18 protein-coding genes are annotated in these 18,905 nt (G+C 55.0%); all 18 read right to left on the bottom strand.

Going from position 1 to position 18,905, the window contains the following annotated elements:
- Positions 1-12 precede the first annotated feature (12 nt).
- A complete protein-coding gene (phoU, locus tag RT657_RS17990) occupies positions 13-747 on the bottom strand; it encodes a phosphate signaling complex protein PhoU (protein ID WP_009088225.1) in 735 nt (244 codons plus the stop codon).
- A gap of 17 nt (positions 748-764) precedes the next feature.
- The gene (gene pstB, locus RT657_RS17985; RefSeq protein WP_313656090.1) at positions 765-1,538 is read right to left on the bottom strand and encodes a phosphate ABC transporter ATP-binding protein PstB; all 774 of its coding nucleotides are present in this window, start codon (positions 1,536-1,538) and stop codon (positions 765-767) included.
- Positions 1,539-1,582: 44 nt separating this feature from the next.
- A complete protein-coding gene (gene pstA, locus RT657_RS17980; protein ID WP_313656089.1) occupies positions 1,583-2,473 on the bottom strand; it encodes a phosphate ABC transporter permease PstA in 891 nt (296 codons plus the stop codon).
- Positions 2,470-3,432 carry a phosphate ABC transporter permease PstC gene (gene pstC / locus RT657_RS17975; protein ID WP_013359566.1) on the bottom strand — a complete coding sequence of 321 codons (963 nt, stop codon included), beginning with the start codon at positions 3,430-3,432 and terminating at the stop codon, positions 2,470-2,472. Before pstC ends, pstA begins: the two co-directional genes overlap by 4 nt.
- Positions 3,433-3,518: 86 nt before the next feature.
- On the bottom strand, positions 3,519-4,562 hold the full coding sequence (gene pstS / locus RT657_RS17970; RefSeq protein WP_313656088.1) for a phosphate ABC transporter substrate-binding protein PstS: 1,044 nt from the start codon (positions 4,560-4,562) through the stop codon (positions 3,519-3,521).
- Positions 4,563-4,727: 165 nt separating this feature from the next.
- Entirely contained in the window at positions 4,728-6,557 is a 1,830-nt protein-coding gene (glmS, locus tag RT657_RS17965) for a glutamine--fructose-6-phosphate transaminase (isomerizing) (RefSeq protein WP_313656087.1), read from the bottom strand.
- A gap of 153 nt (positions 6,558-6,710) precedes the next feature.
- Complete coding sequence (gene glmU / locus RT657_RS17960) at positions 6,711-8,081, bottom strand: bifunctional UDP-N-acetylglucosamine diphosphorylase/glucosamine-1-phosphate N-acetyltransferase GlmU (protein ID WP_313656086.1); 1,371 nt, start codon at positions 8,079-8,081, stop codon at positions 6,711-6,713.
- Positions 8,082-8,241: 160 nt separating this feature from the next.
- Positions 8,242-8,661 (bottom strand): F0F1 ATP synthase subunit epsilon, encoded by a 420-nt coding sequence (locus RT657_RS17955; RefSeq protein WP_008926374.1) that lies wholly within the window; start codon positions 8,659-8,661, stop codon positions 8,242-8,244.
- A 24-nt stretch (positions 8,662-8,685) separates the two neighbouring features.
- On the bottom strand, positions 8,686-10,083 hold the full coding sequence (gene atpD, locus RT657_RS17950; protein WP_111141395.1) for a F0F1 ATP synthase subunit beta: 1,398 nt from the start codon (positions 10,081-10,083) through the stop codon (positions 8,686-8,688).
- Between the two features lie 30 nt (positions 10,084-10,113).
- Positions 10,114-10,980, bottom strand: a complete 867-nt coding sequence (atpG, locus tag RT657_RS17945) for a F0F1 ATP synthase subunit gamma (RefSeq protein WP_128084224.1) — start codon at positions 10,978-10,980, stop codon at positions 10,114-10,116.
- A gap of 52 nt (positions 10,981-11,032) precedes the next feature.
- The gene (gene atpA, locus RT657_RS17940) at positions 11,033-12,574 is read right to left on the bottom strand and encodes a F0F1 ATP synthase subunit alpha (RefSeq protein ID WP_003849532.1); all 1,542 of its coding nucleotides are present in this window, start codon (positions 12,572-12,574) and stop codon (positions 11,033-11,035) included.
- A gap of 14 nt (positions 12,575-12,588) precedes the next feature.
- Entirely contained in the window at positions 12,589-13,122 is a 534-nt protein-coding gene (gene atpH / locus RT657_RS17935) for a F0F1 ATP synthase subunit delta (protein ID WP_111140951.1), read from the bottom strand.
- A 14-nt stretch (positions 13,123-13,136) separates the two neighbouring features.
- Positions 13,137-13,607 carry a F0F1 ATP synthase subunit B gene (atpF, locus tag RT657_RS17930; protein WP_111140950.1) on the bottom strand — a complete coding sequence of 157 codons (471 nt, stop codon included), beginning with the start codon at positions 13,605-13,607 and terminating at the stop codon, positions 13,137-13,139.
- 108 nt (positions 13,608-13,715) lie between these two features.
- Positions 13,716-13,955, bottom strand: coding sequence for a F0F1 ATP synthase subunit C (gene atpE, locus RT657_RS17925; protein WP_003849523.1), 240 nt, complete (start codon positions 13,953-13,955; stop codon positions 13,716-13,718).
- Between the two features lie 105 nt (positions 13,956-14,060).
- Positions 14,061-14,879 (bottom strand): F0F1 ATP synthase subunit A, encoded by an 819-nt coding sequence (atpB, locus tag RT657_RS17920; protein ID WP_111140949.1) that lies wholly within the window; start codon positions 14,877-14,879, stop codon positions 14,061-14,063.
- Between the two features lie 8 nt (positions 14,880-14,887).
- Complete coding sequence (gene atpI, locus RT657_RS17915) at positions 14,888-15,268, bottom strand: F0F1 ATP synthase subunit I (protein ID WP_313656085.1); 381 nt, start codon at positions 15,266-15,268, stop codon at positions 14,888-14,890.
- A 709-nt stretch (positions 15,269-15,977) separates the two neighbouring features.
- Positions 15,978-16,595: a 16S rRNA (guanine(527)-N(7))-methyltransferase RsmG gene (rsmG, locus tag RT657_RS17910; RefSeq protein ID WP_313656084.1), complete on the bottom strand. Its 618-nt coding sequence runs from the start codon at positions 16,593-16,595 to the stop codon at positions 15,978-15,980.
- Positions 16,596-16,642: 47 nt separating this feature from the next.
- Positions 16,643-18,532: a tRNA uridine-5-carboxymethylaminomethyl(34) synthesis enzyme MnmG gene (gene mnmG / locus RT657_RS17905; protein ID WP_313656083.1), complete on the bottom strand. Its 1,890-nt coding sequence runs from the start codon at positions 18,530-18,532 to the stop codon at positions 16,643-16,645.
- Between the last annotated feature and the right edge of the window lie 373 nt (positions 18,533-18,905).

Raw genomic sequence — 18,905 nt, 5'->3', positions numbered from 1 at the left:
GGATCGCTGTTATCAGGACGGTCGGTTGCTGCCATCGTCACCTGAGAGCAACTCGTCGAGACGGTCGCCGCCGACATGCCGGAAATCCTGACCTTTAACAAAATAGAAGATGATTTCGCAGATGTTCTGACAGCGATCGCCGATACGCTCAATGGCGCGGGCACAGAACAGGGCCGTCAGCACGCTGGGAATGGTACGCGGATCTTCCATCATGTAGGTCATCAGCTGGCGCACAATGCCTTCATACTCTTTATCCACCTTCTTATCTTCGCGGTAGATGGTAATAGCTTCGTTGAGATCCATGCGCGCAAAAGCATCCAGCACATCGTGCAGCATCTGCACGGTGTGACGCCCCAGCGACTCCAGACTCACCAGCAGCGGCAGGTGCTGCTGACCAAATTTTTCCAGCGCCGTGCGGCTGATCTTTTCCGCCACATCACCGATGCGCTCCAGCTCGGAGATGGTTTTGATGATCGCCATCACCAGACGCAAATCAATTGCGGTAGGCTGACGCTTGGCGATGATGCGCACGCACGCCTCATCAATCTCGACCTCCATCATATTGACCTTCTGGTCGCCGTCGATCACCCGCTGCGCCAGTTCGCCGTCAAGGTTATGCATCGCGGTAATGGCATCCGTCAGCTGCTGCTCGACCATGCCGCCCATGATCATCACCTGGGTACGGATATGCTCCAGCTCGGCATTAAACTGACCGGAGATGTGTTTGTTCAGATTCAGATTATCCATGTCGATCTCCTGTCAGATCAGCCGTAGCGGCCGGTAATATAATCTTCGGTTTGCTTCTGTGCGGGCTTGGTAAACAGCGTGTCGGTGTCGCTGAACTCGATCAGTTCGCCCAGATACATGAAAGCGGTATGGTCGGAGCAGCGCGCCGCCTGCTGCATGTTGTGGGTCACGATTACCACGGTGTAATCCTGTTTCAGCTCGGTGATCAGCTCCTCGATACGGCCTGTGGAGATGGGATCCAGCGCAGAGCAGGGCTCATCCAGCAGCAACACTTCCGGACGAATCGCGATGCCGCGGGCAATACAGAGACGCTGCTGCTGACCGCCGGAAAGACTGTAACCGCTCTGATGCAGCTTGTCTTTGGTTTCATTCCACAGGGCTGCCTTGGTCAGCGCCCACTGCACGCGCTCATCCATATCGGCACGCGAGAGTTTTTCAAACAGGCGGACGCCAAAGGCGATGTTGTCATAGATCGACATCGGGAACGGCGTGGGTTTCTGGAAGACCATGCCGACGCGGGCGCGCAGCAGCGCGATATCCTGCTGGGTGGCCAGGATATTTTCGCCATCCAGCAGAATGTCCCCTTCCGCCCGCTGCTCCGGATAGAGTGAGTACATTTTATTGAAGGTACGCAGCAGGGTCGACTTACCGCAGCCCGATGGCCCGATAAAGGCGGTCACCTGATTCTTAGCGATATCCAGATTGATGTTTTTCAGCGCATGGAACTTGCCGTAATAGAAGTTCAGATTACGCACCTGGATCTTACCGGCTGATGCTGTCGCGATACTCATAATTCATCTCTCTTATACGGCGCCGCACAGGGCCGCGCCGGAAATTAACCGTGTTTACCTTTGGCGAAAATGACCCGCGCCAGAATATTCAGCAGCAGCACGCAGAAGGTAATAATCAGCACGCCCGCCCAGGCCAGGCTCTGCCATTCGGCAAAGGGGCTCATGGCGAACTTAAAGATGGTGACCGGCAGGTTCGCCAGCGGCTGCATCATGTCGGTGCTCCAGAACTGGTTCGACAGCGCCGTGAACAGCAGCGGGGCGGTTTCGCCCGCAATGCGGGCGATGGCCAGCAGCACGCCAGTGATAATGCCGGAGACCGACGCTTTCAGGGTGATGGCTGAAATCATCTTCCACTTCGGCGTACCGAGCGCATAGGCCGCTTCACGCATGCTGTCCGGCACCAGACGCAGCATGTTTTCGGTGGTGCGGATCACAATCGGCACCTGCAGCAGCGCCAGCGCAATGACCCCAGCCCAGCCGGAGAAGTGCTGCATCTGCGACACCACCAGGGTGTAGACGAACAGGCCGACCACAATGGAAGGCGCTGACAGCAGAATGTCGTTAATAAAGCGGATAACCTCTGACAGGGCGGATTTGCGCCCATACTCTGCCAGATAGATCCCGGCCATGATGCCCAGCGGCGTACCGAAAAAGGTCGACCAGAAAATCAGTAAGCCACTGCCCGCCAGGGCATTCGCCAGACCGCCGCCTGCCGTGTTCGGCGGTGGGGTCGATTCGGTGAACAGCGACCAGGAGAGGCCATCCACGCCGCGCGTCACGGTGGTAAACAGGATCCAGACCAGCCAGAACAGCCCGAATGCCATCGTCAGCATCGACAGCGTCAGAGCGATTTTATTTTTGGTGCTGCGCCAGGCCTGCATTTTGCGGCGCGACGCGTCCAGTTCGGCACGCGCCTGAATTTCAATGGTGGTCATGAGCGCGCTCCTTCACTTTTCGCCAGTCGCATAATCATCAGTTTTGAAATCGCCAGCACGATAAAGGTAATCACAAACAGGATCAGGCCCAGCTCCATCAGCGCCGCGACGTGGACGCCCGACTCCGCTTCCGCGAACTCGTTGGCCAGCGCCGAGGTGATGCTGTTGCCCGGCATAAACAGCGACGGGCTGTCGAGCTGGTAGGTGTTACCGATGATAAAGGTCACCGCCATCGTCTCACCCAGCGCACGCCCCAGGCCCAGCATCACCCCGCCAATGACGCCGTTTTTGGTAAACGGCAGAACGATACGCCAGATCACCTCCCAGGTGGTGCAGCCAATGCCGTAGGCGGACTCTTTCATCATTACCGGGGTCTGTTCGAAGACGTCGCGCATCACCGAGGCGATGTAAGGAATGATCATGATCGCCAGTATGACGCCTGCGGCGAGGATACCGATGCCGAACGCAGGGCCTGAGAAAAGCTCGCCGACAATCGGAATGCCCGACATCACGTCGTTGACCGGCGTCTGAAAATATTCGGCAAACAGCGGGGCAAAGACAAACAGGCCCCACATGCCATAAACAATACTCGGAATCGCCGCCAGCAGTTCAATGGCGGTGCCCAGCGGGCGACGCAGCCAGCCTGGCGCGAGTTCAGTCAGGAACAGCGCGATACCAAAACTCACCGGTACGGCGATGATCAGCGCGATAATGGAGGTCACAAGGGTGCCGTAAATCGGTACCAGTGCGCCGAACTGTTCGTTGGGCGCATCCCAGGTTTTGGTCCACAAAAAGGCGAAACCAAATTTCTGGATGCTGGGCCACGAGGAGATGATCAGGGAGACGATAATGCCGCCCATCAGTAACAGAACAATCAGCGCCGCCAGCCTGACCAGCGCGCCAAAAATTCTGTCACCCTGTTTGCCTGGGGCTTTGAATGCCGGCTTCGTTGCAGCCATAAAAGTCTCGGTCTTCAGAAGTTATCAGGGCGGCATTACGCCGCCCGCAGGATTGACCGATGCATTATCCGGTCAGGGTCGGTCCATTACTGATAAAGCGCTTTACCAGAACTGTCTTTGATGTTGGCTTTCCAGGCGGCACGAATCTGTTCGATCACGCTATCCGGCAGGGCAGCATAATCCAGCGCAGTGGCCGTTTTGCCGCCGCTTTTGTACGCCCAGTCAAAGAACTTCAGCACTTCTGCGCCCTTGGCCGCATTCGCCTGGTCTTTGTAGATCAGGATGAAGGTGGTTGAGGAGATCGGCCAGGCATCCGCACCCTTCTGGAAGGTCAGATCCTGGGCAAACGATTTGCTCCAGTCCGCGCCTTTCGCGGCATTGCTGAAGCTGGTTTCGCTTGGTGCGACCGCTTTACCATCAGCATCAACCAGTTTGGTGTAGGTCAGGTTGTTCTGTTTGGCGTAGGCGTATTCCACATAGCCGATTGAGCCCGGCAGACGCTGAACGAAAGCGGCGACGCCGTCATTGCCTTTACCGCCCAGACCTACCGGCCAGTTAACGGTGTTACCTTTACCAATTTTGCTGTTCCACTCTTCGTTCACTTTCGCCAGATAGCTGGTAAAGACGAAGGAGGTGCCTGAACCGTCAGCGCGGCGAACCACGTTGATATTGGTTTCCGGCAGTTTCACGCCCGGGTTGAGTTTCGCGATTGCCGGGTCGTTCCACTTTTTGATGGTGCCGAGGTAGATGTCACCCACGGTTTTGCCATCCAGCGTCAGCTGGCCTGACTTGATGCCTGGCAGATTAACCGCCAGCACCACGCCACCGATTACGGTCGGGAACTGGAACAGGCCGTTTTTCTGCAGGTCTTCCTCTTTCATCGGCGCATCTGACGCACCGAAATCCACGGTTTTGGCGATGATCTGTTTCACGCCGCCAGATGAACCGATACCCTGGTAGTTAATTTTGCTACCGGTGGCTTGCTGATATTCTGCTGCCCACTTGGCATAAACCGGCGCCGGGAACGTCCCGCCTGCGCCAGTGAGGTCGGTTGCCGCAAAAGCAGAGACCGCGCTTACAGCGAAAGTGGTGGCGAGGAGTCGGGCTACGGTGCTACGCATCAGTGTCATGTTCCCTCCAGGGGAGAAAAGTCAGGCTCGGGGCCGTTTTAGTAAGAGTCAGTGATTGCTGCAGGAGGGAAAATAGGACAGTTTGATGACAGTGAAATGTACGAAATATGACAGTTATATGACAGTGCGCTGAAATGAAGCGGGCCCGCGACGGGGCCCACTTTTTTATTCCACGGTAACCGATTTTGCCAGGTTACGTGGCTGGTCGACGTCGGTGCCTTTGATCAGGGCGACGTGATAGGAGAGTAACTGCAACGGCACGGTGTAGAAGATCGGGGCAATCACCTCTTCCACATGCGGCAGCGGGATAATCTTCATCCCGTCGCTGTCGCTGAAGCCCGCATCCTGGTCGGCAAAGACGTAGAGCAGGCCGCCACGCGCGCGCACCTCTTCGATGTTGGACTTGAGCTTCTCCAGCAGTTCGTTGTTAGGCGCCACCACGATGACCGGCATATCGGCATCGATCAGCGCCAGCGGGCCATGTTTCAGCTCGCCGGCCGCGTAGGCTTCCGCATGAATGTAGGAGATCTCCTTGAGCTTCAGCGCGCCTTCCATCGCGATCGGATATTGATCGCCACGGCCCAGGAACAGCGCATGATGCTTGTCGGAGAAGCCTTCGGCCAGATTCTCGATCAGCTTATCCTGCGCCAGCATCTGCTCGATGCGGCTCGGCAGCGCCTGCAGCGCATGCACGATCTCATGCTCGGTGTCGGCAGACATCCCTTTCAGACGGCCCAGTTTTGCCACCAGCATCAGCAGCACCGCGAGCTGCGTGGTAAAGGCTTTGGTGGAGGCGACGCCGATTTCGGTGCCCGCTTTGGTCATCAGCGCCAGGTCCGATTCCCGCACCAGTGATGAACCGGCCACGTTGCAGACCGCCAGCGACCCCAGGTAGCCCAGCTCTTTTGAGAGGCGCAGCGCCGCCAGCGTATCGGCCGTTTCGCCCGATTGCGACAGGGTAATCAGCAGGCTGTTTTTGCGCACCGCGGATTTCCGGTAGCGGAACTCCGAGGCGATCTCAACATCACAGGGGATGTTGGCCAGCGACTCAAACCAGTAGCGTGACACCATGCCGGAGTTATAGGAGGTGCCGCAGGCGATAATCTGGATATGCTCGACCTGGCTCAGCAGCGCCTCTGCGCCCGCGCCCAGTTCGCTCAGGTCAACCTGACCCTGGCTAAACCGGCCGCTCAGGGTGCTTTTCAGCGCCATTGGCTGTTCGTAGATCTCTTTCTGCATATAGTGGCGGTAAATGCCCTTGTCGCCAGCGTCATACTGCAGATTTGATTCGATCTCCGCGCGCGTCATGGTGTTGCCTTCACTATCAACGATCGTGACATCACGACGGCTGATCTCGGCAATATCACCCTCTTCCAGATAGATAAACCGGCGGGTGACCGGCAGCAGAGCGAGCTGATCCGAGGCAATGAAGTTTTCGCCGACGCCGCGACCGATAACCAGCGGACTGCCGGAGCGGGCAGCCACCAGCCGTGACGGATCGCGGCTGTCCATGATCACCATGCCATAGGCACCGCGCAGTTGCGGGATCACGCGCAGCACCACCTCACGCAGCGAACCGCCCTGCTTCTGCTCCCAGTGAACCAGATGTGCCACCACTTCGGTGTCGGTTTCAGAAGCAAAGACGTAGCCACGTTCGATGAGCTCCGCACGCAGCGGCTCATGGTTTTCAATGATGCCGTTGTGCACGATGATAATGTGTTCTGAAATGTGCGGATGCGCATTCGCTTCCGACGGCTCACCATGGGTTGCCCAGCGCGTATGCGCGATACCCGTGCCCCCAATCAGCGGCTGCTGTTCGGCCGCTTCTGCCAGTTTCTGCACTTTTCCCAAACGACGCAGGCGCGTAACGTGCCCCTGACGATCGACTACGGCCAGACCGGCCGAATCATATCCGCGATATTCAAGACGACGCAGACCTTCCAGCAGGATCTCTGCGATATCGCGCTGTGCTACTGCACCAACAATTCCACACATAATGATGTTTTCCTGACTACATGGCTTTTCGCCACTTCTGTTGTCATGCGACCTGATATCCGGCGTTGCCGGTTCCCCGAGCCTTGTAGAGAGTGGGGATTATAGTTATGACACTGCACTGCATCGGCCCGCATAAAGCGGGCCGCTAAAATTTTATTTTTTCTTTACCGGGCGCTGCCAGCCCGCTTTGTGATTCTGCTCTTTGCGGTTGTAGACCAGACCCGCCTCCGTCACATCCTTCATGATGGTGGTGCCTGCTGCAATGGTAGTGCCTGCCGCAACGCTGACCGGCGCCACCAGCTGGGTGTCCGATCCCACAAAGACATCATCGCCAATCACGGTTTTCGATTTATTGGCGCCATCATAGTTACAGGTAATGGTGCCCGCGCCGATGTTCACGTTATCGCCTATCTCAGCGTCACCGAGATAGGAGAGGTGACCGGCTTTTGATCCCCTGCCCAGGCGTGCTTTTTTCATTTCAACGAAGTTGCCTACATGGGCGGCGTCGGCCAGCTGGCTGCCTGGACGCAGACGGGCAAAAGGCCCGACGGTACAGGCGGTCGCGAGATTTGCATCCTCGATCACCGTATAGGGGCTGATTTCACAGTCATCACCGATTACGCTGTTTCTGATAACGCAGCCTGTGCCGATTTTCACGCGCGCGCCCAGCGTGACATCACCTTCAATAATGACGTTGGTGTCGATTTCCACATCCCGGCCATGCGTCAGCGTGCCGCGCAGGTCGAATCGCGCCGGATCGCGCAGCATCACACCCGCCAGCAGCAGTTTTTCTGCCTGTTCAGCCTGGAAGGTGCGCTCTAAGGTTGCCAGCTGCAGCCGGTTATTCACGCCATCGGTTTCACTGATGCGTGTCGGATGGACCGCATTAATCACCCGGTCCTCCTGATGCGCCAGCGCGATGATGTCGGTGATGTAATATTCACCCTGCGCGTTGTTATTGGTGAGCTGCGCCAGCCAGCGTTTCAGATCGCCGCCGTTGGCAATCAGGATGCCGGTATTGACCTCATTAATGCGGAGTTGCGCCGGGCTGGCATCTTTCTGCTCGATAATGCCGGTGATGGTGCCGTTTTCGCGCACAATGCGGCCGTAGCCGGTGGGATCGTCCAGCACGACGGTAAGTAAACCGATGCCGCCCTCGGGTTTTGCATCACGCAGACGCTGCAGCGTGGCCCCGGCGATCAGCGGTACGTCGCCGTAGAGCATCATAATATCTTCATCGTCAGCAAATGCCGGTGCCGCCTGCTGCATGGCATGGCCGGTGCCGAGCTGCTCCGCCTGCAGCACCCAGTTAAGTGTGCTGTCGGTCAGCGTCGCTTTGAGACGGTCGCCACCGTGGCCATAAACCAGATGCACCTGCTGCGCACCCAGCCCTTTAGCGGCATCAATCACATGCTGAACCATCGGTTTGCCTGCCAGCGTGTGCAGCACTTTAGGCAGATCGGAATACATACGGGTGCCCTTGCCAGCGGCCAGGATCACCACACTCATTGCACTGTTAGACATAACCATCCTGAGTGAATTTTTACGGGTGAAAGTAAAGCGGTTTGAGGTTGAGATTACTACATTTTTCTCAGGCCGAAATTAGGCGAACAGGCCGATCGGGCTCGTCAGACAAAAAAAATGCCAGCCCGAGGGCTGGCATTTCGTGACGCATAAAGCTGGATTACATCGCTTTTTTGGTCAGTTCGATCACGCGCAGTTTAGCAATGGCTTTCGCCAGCTCGGCAGAGGCCTGAGCATAGTCCACGTCGCCGTGGCTGCTGTTCATGTGCTCTTCTGCTTTGCGTTTTGCTTCCAGAGCGCGCGCTTCGTCCAGATCGGTACCGCGAATCGCGGTATCGGCCAGAACGGTGCTGCTGCCTGGTTGCACTTCCAGCACGCCGCCAGAGAGGTAAATATACTCCTCTTCGCCGTGCTGTTTCACGATACGGATCATTCCAGGCTTAATGGCAGTCAGCAGCGGCGCATGGCCAGGGAAAATCCCCAGTTCACCTTCGCTACCTGACACCTGAATTTTCTGTACCAGACCAGAGAACAGCTGTTCTTCTGCGCTGACCACATCCAGGTGATAAGTCATAGCCATAATCTTCCTCCCGGGAAACCGTTATTACAGTTTCTTCGCTTTTTCCACGGCTTCTTCGATGGCACCAACCATGTAGAAGGCCTGCTCTGGCAGGTGGTCAAACTCACCTTCCATGATGCCTTTAAAGCCACGGATAGTGTCTTTCAGCGTAACGTATTTGCCCGGTGAACCGGTGAATACTTCCGCAACGAAGAACGGCTGAGACAGGAAGCGCTGAATCTTACGCGCACGTGCCACCAGCAGTTTGTCTTCTTCAGACAGCTCATCCATACCGAGGATGGCGATGATGTCTTTCAGCTCCTGATAACGCTGCAGCAGTGACTGAACGCCACGCGCAACATCATAGTGCTCCTGACCCACAACCAGCGGATCCAGCTGACGGCTGGTGGAATCCAGCGGGTCAACGGCCGGGTAGATACCCAGAGAGGCGATCTGACGGCTCAGCGTTACTGTTGAGTCTAAGTGCGCAAAGGTGGTCGCTGGTGACGGGTCAGTCAGGTCATCCGCAGGGACGTAAACGGCCTGTACGGAGGTGATTGAACCGGTCTTGGTGGAGGTAATACGCTCCTGCAACACACCCATCTCTTCGGCCAGCGTTGGCTGGTAACCTACTGCAGATGGCATACGACCCAGCAGTGCAGAGACTTCTGTACCGGCCAGGGTGTAACGGTAGATGTTATCGATGAACAGCAGAACGTCGCGGCCTTCGTCACGGAATTTTTCCGCCATGGTCAGACCGGTCAGTGCCACGCGCAGACGGTTACCCGGCGGCTCGTTCATCTGGCCATAGACCAGGGCAACTTTATCGATAACGTTTGAGTCAGTCATTTCGTGGTAGAAGTCGTTACCCTCACGAGTACGCTCACCCACACCGGCAAACACAGAGTAACCTGAGTGCTCAGCCGCGATGTTACGGATCAGTTCCATCATGTTGACGGTTTTACCTACACCCGCACCACCGAACAGACCCACTTTACCGCCTTTGGCAAACGGACACATCAGGTCGATAACCTTGATGCCGGTTTCCAGCAGTTCCTGCGAGTTAGACTGTTCTTCATAAGAAGGCGCTGCGCGGTGAATAGAGGCGATCTCTACTGCGCTGCCATCTTCTTCTTTCAGGTCGCCTTTCATATCGATTGGCTCGCCGAGAACGTTCATGATACGACCCAGGGTCGCTTTACCGACCGGTACCTGAATCGGTTTCTGCAGGTCGTTGACGCTCAGACCACGCTTCAGGCCGTCAGACGTACCCATTGCAATGGTACGTACTACGCCGCCGCCCAGCTGCTGCTGGACTTCCAGCACCAGACGCGCATCACCATTCATCACCTCCAGGGCGCTGTACACTTGCGGTACCGCGTCCTGAGGGAATTCGACGTCAACAACGGCGCCGATAATCTGGACAATCTTTCCAGTTGCCATCTTGAATCCTCTACCTAATTCCAAACCTGGTTAAACCGCGGAGGCCCCCGAGACGATCTCGGTAAGTTCCTGGGTGATGCTGGCCTGACGAGCTTTGTTGTAAATCAACTGCAGCTCTTTGATCAGATTTCCGCCGTTGTCGGTTGCAGCTTTCATTGCCACCATACGTGCGGCCTGCTCACTGGCCAGATTTTCCACCACACCCTGATAAACCTGCGATTCGACATAACGACGCAGCAGGGTATCCAGCAGCGCTTTCGGATCGGGTTCGTACAGGTAATCCCAGGTCTTCGCCTTCATCTCTTCTTCACCTTCCGCTGGCGCTAACGGCAGCAGTTGGGTGATGGTCGGAGTCTGAGACATGGTGTTATTGAACTTGTTACTGACGATCATCAGCTTGTCGATGCGGCCTTCATCATAAGCCTGCAACATGACTTTTACCGGGCCGATCAGATCGGACAGGGCAGGTTTATCGCCCATGCCGCTAACCTGCGCCACAATGTTGCCACCCACAGCACTGAAGAATGACGCCCCTTTAGAACCGATAATCGACAGATCGCTCTGCACGCCTTTATCGGACCAGGACTTCATATCCGCCAGTAATTTTTTGAACAGGTTAATGTTCAAACCACCACAAAGCCCGCGGTCTGTTGAAACGACCAGGTAGCCGACGCGCTTCACGTCGCGCTCTTCCAGGTAAGGGTGCTTGTATTCCAGATTACCTAACGCAAGGTGACCAATCACTTTGCGCATGGTGTCTGCATACGGACGGCTGGCCGCCATGCGTTCCTGCGTTTTACGCATTTTGGAGGCGGCGACCATTTCCATCGCTTTGGTGATCTTCTGCGTGTTTTTCACGCTTCCGATCTTGCTTCGTATCTCTTTTGCGCCGGCCATTAGCTTCTCCTCAAAGCCTTGCGGCCTGCCTTTTCAGACAAGCCGCCAGACATTACCAGGACTGGGTTGCTTTAAACGTATCGATCAGGCCTTTCAGCTTCGCTTCGATATCGTTGTTAAAGTTGCCAGACTGGTTGATTTCAGCCATCAGCTCAGCGTGGTCGCGATCGGCGAAGGCCAGCAGCGCAGCTTCGAAGCTGCCAATTTTTGCCAGTTCAACGTCGTTCAGGTAGCCACGCTCTGCAGCAAACAGAACCAGACCCTGCTGCGCGACAGACATCGGCGCATACTGTTTCTGCTTCAGCAGCTCGGTCACTTTCTGACCGTGGCTCAGCTGTTTGCGGGTTGCATCATCCAGATCGGAAGCGAACTGCGAGAACGCCGCCAGTTCACGGTACTGTGCCAGTGCGGTACGAATACCACCGGACAGTTTTTTGATGATCTTGGTCTGAGCAGCACCACCTACACGGGATACCGAAATACCTGGGTTAACTGCCGGACGAATACCGGAGTTGAACAGGTTCGATTCCAGGAAGATCTGACCATCCGTAATCGAGATTACGTTGGTCGGAACGAACGCAGAAACGTCGCCCGCCTGGGTTTCGATGATCGGCAGCGCGGTCAGTGAACCGGTTTTACCTGTCACAGCGCCATTGGTGAAACGTTCAACATAATCAGCGCTTACGCGTGATGCACGTTCCAGCAGACGGGAGTGGAGATAGAACACGTCGCCAGGGAACGCTTCACGACCTGGTGGACGACGCAGCAGCAGCGAGATCTGACGGTAAGCGATAGCCTGCTTGGAGAGGTCATCATAAACAATCAGTGCATCTTCACCGCGGTCACGGAAGTATTCACCCATCGCACAGCCTGCGTATGGAGAGAGATACTGCAGCGCAGCAGATTCAGACGCAGACGCCACAACAACGATGGTGTTCTGCAGTGCGCCATGCTCTTCCAGCTTACGAACCACGTTAGAGATGGTTGAGGCTTTCTGACCAATCGCCACGTAGACACACTTGATGCCTGAGTCGCGCTGGTTGATGATCGCATCGATCGCCATCGCGGTTTTACCGGTCTGACGGTCACCGATGATCAGCTCACGCTGGCCACGGCCGATTGGAATCATCGCATCGACAGACTTATAACCGGTCTGAACCGGCTGGTCGACTGACTGACGATCGATAACACCAGGTGCAATCACTTCGACCGGTGAGAAACCGTCGTTGTCGATAGCACCTTTACCGTCGATAGGCGCACCCAGGGTGTTCACGACGCGGCCCAGCAGGCCACGGCCTACCGGTACTTCAAGAATACGGCCAGTACACTTAACCTTCATGCCTTCGGCGAGGTCAGCGTAAGGACCCATCACCACTGCACCAACCGAGTCACGCTCGAGGTTCAGGGCGATAGCGTAACGGTTACCCGGCAGGGCAATCATCTCACCCTGCATCACATCGGCCAGGCCGTGTACGCGGATGATACCGTCACTTACAGAAACAATCGTACCTTCGTTGTGAGCTTCACTCACGACATTGAACTGAGCAATGCGCTGCTTGATCAGTTCGCTGATTTCGGTGGAATTCAGTTGCATATGCTCCAGTCCCCTTAAGACTGCAAGACGTCAGCCAGACGGTCAAGACGGCCGCGTACGCTGCCATCAATAACCAGATCACCCGCACGGATGATCACGCCTGCCATCACAGACTTATCAATTTTGCAATTCAGCTTAACTTTGCGTGACAGACGTTTTTCCATCGCGGCGCTGATTTTATTCAGCTGGTCGTCACTCAGCGTACTGGCAGAGATAACATCGACTTCAGCGGTAGCTTCGTGAGCGTCACGCAGTTCGATGTAAAGTGCCAGTACAGCCGGAAGCGCTGTCAAACGTCCGTTTTCCGCCATCACCTTAATCAGGTTCTGCGCGGGTTCATCCAGTTGATCACCACAGACTGCGTTAAACGACGCTGCCAACGCTTCGGGTGCTAAGGCACCTGAAAGAAGATCAGCCATCTGTTCATTGCGAGCCACTTCTGCGGCAAACGCCAGCATCTGTTGCCAGCGTTCTATACTTTGATGCTCAACAGCAAAGTCAAAAGCTGCTTTGGCGTAGGGGCGAGCTACAGTAATCAGATCAGACATCAGCCCCTCCCTCCTTACAGTTCAGCGACCAGTTTATCAACGATGTCGCTGTTAGCAGCTTCATCCACGGAACGTTCGATGATCTTCTCGGCACCAGCCATAGCCAGCAACGCAACCTGCTTACGCAGCTCTTCACGCGCACGTTTGCGTTCGGCGTCAATTTCAGCCTGCGCTTGTGTCACGATGCGATTACGTTCGTTTTCAGCTTCGGTTTTGGCTTCGTCCAGAATCTGCGCGCGACGCTTGTTCGCTTGCTCGATAATGACCTGAGCGTCTTCTTTGGCTTTTTTCAGCTGGTCGGTCGCATTAGCCTGCGCGAGATCCAAATCTTTCTTTGCACGTTCAGCAGAAGCAAGGCCTTCAGCAATTTCTTTCTGGCGCTTTTCGATGGCAGCCATAATCGGCGGCCATACGTACTTCATGCAGAACGCGACAAACAGGATGAACGCGATAGCCTGGCCGAGGATTGTTGCATTAATGTTCACAGCACAATGCCTCTAGATTGAGTATTTAACTTTTCTGCCGTTATCGTTGAGATAAGCGGCAGAATCCGTTCACCCCTGCACATTGTGCGCTGAGTGAACACAAGGGCTTTAGGCGACAGCAAACATCACATACAGACCCAGACCAACAGCGATCATCGGGATTGCATCCACCAGACCCATTACAACAAAGAACTGCGTACGCAGCAGAGGAATCAGGTCAGGCTGACGAGCAGCGCCTTCCAGGAATTTTCCTCCGAGGATGCCGATACCGATCGCAGCACCGATTGCCGCCAGGCCCATCATCACAGCGGCAGCCATGTACAGCAGATCCATATTCAGGTTTTCCATGACAGTCTCCAGTTTGTTTCAGTTAAATGCTCCCTTCATCTTCCGGGCTTCAGCGACGTGCGCTGCCGCCCGAAATCAAGAGGGAAAGTAGTGTTGAGAAAAAAATCAATGTTCTTCAGATGCCATCGACAGATAGACAATCGTGAGGACCATGAAAATGAAAGCCTGTAGCGAAATGATCAGGATGTGGAAAATGGCCCACGGCACATTCAGCACCCACTGCGACCACCACGGCAACAGACCGGCAATAAGGATAAAGATCAGTTCACCCGCATACATGTTACCGAACAGTCGCAAACCCAGTGATACAGGCTTAGACAGCAGGCTGACCCCTTCCAGAATCAGGTTGATCGGGATGAAGATCGGGTGGTTAAAAGGCTGCAGCGTCAGCTCTTTCGTGAAGCCGCCAATGCCTTTCATTTTGATGCTGTAGAACAGAATCAAAATAAATACGCCCAACGCCATAGAGAGCGTGATGTTCACGTCTGCAGACGGTACGACGCGCAGCGCCGGTAACCCCAACAGATGCTCACCAATATAAGGCAGCAGGTCGATTGGCAGCAGATCCATGAAGTTCATCAGGAAGACCCAGACAAAAATTGTCAGAGCCAGCGGGGCGATAAGTTTGCTCTTACCGTGATACATGTCGCGCACGTTACTATCAACGAAACCGACAACCAGTTCGATAGCCGCCTGCATTTTCCCTGGCACACCGCTGGTGACAGACTTCGCCACGCTACGGAACAACACCAGGAAGATAACTCCCAGCACCAGAGAGAAAAACATGGAATCGATATTTAATACCCAGAACGTCGCGGGAGCGTCGTGCGGATTCACTAACTCGAAGGTACGCAGGTCCAACTGAAGATGTGTCAGGTGGTGACCAATGTACTCTTGCGGAGTAGAGATTTCTCCTGCAGCCATGATGCCTCTTACCCTTTGTTGTTAATTACCGCCGGTGCCAGCATTTGTACCACCAGCACCGATAACCAGGTTACTCCGACCGGCCAGAAAGCCGCTCCGAATAGACCCAACGCCACAATGAGCAAAATGATGGTCGCAAACACTTTGGCTATTTCACCCAAAGCGAAGCTCCACGCGACTCGCCCCGAAGCGGGGGGTTGCCCCTGCAGGCGCCAGGCTAAAAACAAAAACAATACGTTTGGCAGCCAGGCTGCCGCACCGCCAGCCAGAGCAGAGACACCCCAGATGACATCTTTCACAGCAAAGAGTGCACCGATGATGACTATCGTCACCAGCTGAATCATCAGCACCTTTCGGGCGAATTTTACACTGTAAAGAGACACTGACATGACGCTGATACTCTCCTGCCCCGTTAGGGGTATGTCGCGTGTCGTATAAGACTGCCTTTGCGCAGTTGAGTCAAGCAGCAAAAGCCGTGCAAATTATACGGGCCGCACCTGCGATTTCAATCGGTAAGTAGCGAAAAGGTGAACAATTATTTAAATTTCTTTCCGGAAGGCTATTTTTCCAAAGATCACCCTGCGGAGATTCACCCTAATCTGAGCAAAAAATCTCGAGCCTCGGGCTTTTAAAGCGTGCTTTAGATCACATAATAAGCACCCCTGCCAGCCTGATTTTTATCTTCGCGCTATTTAAGAACAATCCGTAACAACATTTAGCCATTTAAAATCATGAAGTTAAGATTTTATGATGACCTTTCCAAAACTATTTTTATCGAAAACACGCTATTGACAGCGAACAGTGTCCGATAAACGTGAAATTGATATTACGTACGCAAAGTTATTACCACGATATATTTTCAGCCGTAACTACTTCTATTCCTTTACTCCGCTATACAGGTGATATTTCTGATAACTAAATGTGAATTAATCGTTAAATGTAACAGAGCTTTTCGGATAATTTCCGTCACCCTTTTTAACCTTCACATCGTTAAGGCTTAATCAAAAACTTTTTTCGTTTCTGCATCGACTGCACGTTTTTCCGGCACGCCCATCGCCATGAGGTCTGAAAAATGTGCCGTTGCTGCCCGGTATGCACCTACTGGCGACGAAGGATCACCAGATGACGATCGCCTTCCAGCTGCGGAACCTGCAGCTTAATGACCGCCTCAGAGAGGTAGCCAGCCGGTAATTCAGCGATTTCATCATCCGGACGCACACCTTTAAGCGCAAAAAAGCGCCCTTCCCTGCCCGGCAGATGATGACACCAGTTCACCATGTCGGTGAGCGATGCAAAGGCCCGGCTGATGACGCCATCAAAAGGTGGCTCAGCCGGGAACGCTTCAACCCGGCTCTGGACCGGAGTGATGTTAGTGAGTCCTAACTCATGCTGAACCTGACGCAGGAAACGGACCCGTTTGCCCAGACTGTCGAGCAGCGTAAAGTGAGCATCCGGCATCACGATAGCCAGCGGAATCCCCGGCAGACCGGGACCGGTGCCAACATCGATAAAGCGTGAACCGCTGAGATGCGGCGCCACGACAATGCTGTCGAGGATATGACGAACCAGCATCTGCTGCGGGTCGCGCACCGAGGTCAGGTTGTAAGCTTTGTTCCACTTGTCCAGCAGGCCGACATAGGCAACCAGCTGCTGTTTTTGTTGATCGGAGAGGGAAATACCGGCTGCTTTCAGCAGCGATGTGAGTGTGTTGATCACAGCATAAGTCCATTCAGCGGGGGCGAGTCGCCTCGCCCCGTTTCAGATCAGGCGCTTTTGCGCAGCAGACCCTGTTTTTTCAGATAGATCAGCAGAATCGAGATGGCTGCCGGGGTAATGCCCGAAATGCGGGTCGCCTGACCAATCGACGTCGGCTTGTGATCGTTCAGCTTGGCGATCACCTCGTTAGAGAGACCACTGACCTGACGGTAATCGAGTTCCACCGGCAGCAGCGTATTCTCGTTCCGCAGCTGGCGATCGATCTCCTCCTGCTGCCGCGCGATATAGCCTTCATATTTGACCTGGATCTCAACCTGCTCTGCGGCCTGCTCGTCCGCCAGTGCCGGGCCATAGCTCTCCAGCGACATCAGCTTCAGATAGGTCATCTCAGGACGGCGCAGCAGATCTTCACCGCTGGCCTCTTTGGTCAGCGGCGCGCTGAGCACTGTGTTCACTTCCGTCACATGTCCGGACTTCGGATGCACCCAGATATCGCGCAGACGCTGACGCTCCTGTTCGATTGCTTCCAGCTTCTGATTGAAACGCGCCCAGCGCGCATCATCGACCAGGCCCAGCTCACGACCCGTTTCGGTCAGACGCAGGTCAGCATTATCTTCGCGCAGCATCAGACGATATTCAGCACGCGAGGTAAACATGCGGTACGGCTCTTTGGTACCGAGTGTGCACAGGTCATCAACCAGCACGCCCAGATAAGCCTGGTCACGCCGCGGTGCCCAGCCCTCTTTATCCGCAGACTGACGGGCCGCGTTCAGACCAGCCAGCATGCCCTGCGCAGCCGCTTCTTCATAACCGGTGGTGCCGTTAATCTGGCCGGCAAAGAACAGGCCGTGAATAAATTTGCTCTCAAGTGTCGGTTTCAGATCGCGCGGATCGAAGAAGTCATACTCGATGGCATAGCCAGGGCGTACGATCTTCGCGTTCGCCATGCCCTGCATCGAACGAACGATCTCAATCTGCACGTCAAACGGCAGACTGGTTGAGATACCGTTCGGGTAGATCTCGTTGCTGGTCAGCCCTTCCGGCTCCAGGAAGATCTGATGCGAGTTGCGATCGGCAAAGCGCATCACCTTGTCTTCGATCGATGGGCAATAGCGCGGGCCGATCCCTTCGATGATCCCGGCATACATCGGGCTGCGATCCAGGTTACTGCGGATCACGTCATGGGTTTTCTCGTTGGTATGGGTGATCCAGCACGGCACCTGTTGCGGATGCTCAGCAACATTGCCCATGAACGAGAAGACCGGCATCGGGTTGTCACCGTGCTGCGGCGTCAGTGCCGAAAAATTGATGGAGCGCGCATCAATGCGCGGCGGCGTGCCCGTCTTGAGGCGGTTCACCCGCAGCGGCAGTGCACGCAGACGTTTTGCCAGTGGAATAGACGGCGGATCACCCGCACGACCGCCACTGTAGTTGTCCAGACCGATATGAATTTTGCCGTCAAGGAAGGTGCCGACGGTCAGAACCACGGTTTTTGCACGGAACTTCAGGCCCATCTGGGTGACCGCGCCCACGACACGATCGTTTTCCACGATAAGATCGTCGACCGCCTGCTGGAAGATCATCAGGTTGGGCTGGTTTTCCAGTGCCGTTCGCACAGCCTGGCGATAGAGCACGCGATCGGCCTGGGCGCGGGTCGCCCGCACGGCTGGCCCTTTGCTCGCGTTTAGTATCCTGAACTGGATACCCGCCTGGTCGATTGCACGGGCCATCAGGCCCCCTAAGGCATCCACTTCCTTAACCAGATGTCCTTTGCCAATGCCACCGATCGCCGGGTTACAGGACATTTGTCCAAGCGTATCAATGTTATGGGTGAGTAACAGGGTTTGCTGACCCATTCGGGCGGCCGCCATTGCGGCTTCGGTGCCCGCATGACCACCACCAATTACGATGACGTCAAAAGGATCCTGATAAAACATGAAGTGGTACCTCGGTTAATTAACGTGCAGGATCGTCGTCCTGGGGCGTGGATTCTACTTAAATTCCGGCTGGGGTGAAAGTCGCGGGATCCTCAGGTTTTAAAAGAAAGGATCTTAGATCTGTATATGATCTTTCTGTTAGATCTCTTATTAGGATCCCGCTCTCCTGTGGATATCTGCCAGAAGCGCAGCATAAACAACAGGATAAATAGGATCGTTAGCTGTGAATGATCGGTGATCCTGATCCGTATAAGCTGGGATCAAAAAGCCCGCTTATCCACAGCTCAAAAAACGCTCTCGGGTTGTTCTTTGGATAACTACCGGTTATACGCATGATTAAGGGGTAGTTATCCACAAAACAAAAGAGCGTAAA

This window comes from Pantoea sp. (genome assembly GCF_032114055.1).
Classification (GTDB): Bacteria; Pseudomonadota; Gammaproteobacteria; order Enterobacterales; family Enterobacteriaceae; genus Pantoea.
Note: the sequence above shows the minus strand (reverse complement) of the source record. Positions and strands in the feature narration are given on the sequence as shown.